The sequence below is a fragment of the Neisseria sp. P0021.S007 genome (genome assembly GCF_051956855.1).
In genome coordinates this window covers 1-1268 of record NZ_JBQCXA010000090.1, presented here as the reverse complement: position 1 = coordinate 1268, position 1268 = coordinate 1, and the positions used below count along the sequence as shown (strand labels likewise).

Genomic DNA, 1268 nt, shown 5'->3' with positions numbered 1-1268 from the left:
GATTTATTGTTCTTCTGAAGCGGCTTGTTTGCCGTTGTCGAACAATTTGTCCATAGGCGTCAGATTGACTGCATTGCCTTGGCTGACTATCCATTTGTTTTCAACACGCCACACGCCTGAGGTATCTTCAACTCGCAAGTACCAATGGTTGGTTTGGCGTAAAGGCTTAAAGACGGCTTCGTATTCCATACGGCCGTTTTGCGGTTCGGCAGTTACGGCGCGTAGCTTGACGGTTTGGTCGTCAGCTTTGCGTGTAGGGTGCATCAGCAGCAGGTTTAATGGCTGTTTGGGATCGAATTGTCCGCTGACGAATACTTTGGCGGCATTCATGTCCGGACTGATTAAAACCTGCACCTGAATCTGTCGTTTAACGGCTTCTTCATCGCGGTGAAGCTGGATTTCGATGTGTTTGCCGTCTTTATAGTAATCGTCGGAAACTAAGTCTGTCGTATGTTCTTTTGCGACGAAGAACATAGACACGCTGGCGATAACGACAAAGATTGGACCTGCCATCAGCACCCAAGGCCAAGTGTGTTTATACCAAGGCTTAGTGGAATTGGGTTTGGACACCGTTGTTATTCTCCAATAAAGGTTGCTTTTTCATTCAAGACAGTCGGTTCGGCATCAGCGTCATCGGTTTCACGATATGTGAAAGTAAATTCAATCGGCTGGCTGCCTTTTTCGGCGTACTCAGGGATGGTGGACACTTGAACCGGAATGGTCACGGTTTCGCGTGGCGCAATTTTAATACCGTTTTCAGGCAAGCCGGTCAAGGCGATATCATCAAAACCTTTGACTGTGGCAGTAACGGTCTGTTCATGTTCACTCTTATTAATGATGCGCAGGTTGTAGGCATTTTCCACCCAGCCTTGGCTGTTTTCGCGCACCATCACGCCGCGGTCTTTCAAAATATCGACTTCGACCATTTTACGGGTGGAAAGTCCGACCAAGAAAGCGATAATAACCACCAGCAAAACAGCGCCGTATCCCGCCACACGCGGACGTTTCAAGCGTTTTTTGATGTCGCTTTCAGGATATTCGTGTTCCAACGCGCCTTCGGTTGTATACCGGATCAAGCCGCGCTCGTAGCCCATTTTGTCCATGATTTCGTCGCAGGCATCGATACACGCCGCGCAGCCGATATATTGGTATTGCAAACCGTCGCGGATGTCGATACCGACGGGGCAGACTTGCACGCACATGGTGCAGTTGATGCAGTCGCCCAAGCCGCTGTCTTCTTTGTTGGCGGTTTTCTTGCGTGCGCAGCG

Annotated in this window: 2 protein-coding genes; both read right to left on the bottom strand. The window is 49.6% G+C overall.

Annotated features, from left to right (window positions below; all coding sequences use genetic code 11):
* Nucleotides 1–3: 3 nt before the first annotated feature.
* Complete coding sequence (locus tag ACTHUR_RS11340) at nucleotides 4–570, bottom strand: FixH family protein (protein ID WP_107792529.1); 567 nt, start codon at nucleotides 568–570, stop codon at nucleotides 4–6.
* A 5-nt stretch (nucleotides 571–575) separates the two neighbouring features.
* Nucleotides 576–1268: FixG Ig-like domain-containing protein (locus ACTHUR_RS11335; protein ID WP_440398637.1), on the bottom strand; the 693-nt coding region annotated here is incomplete at its 5' end.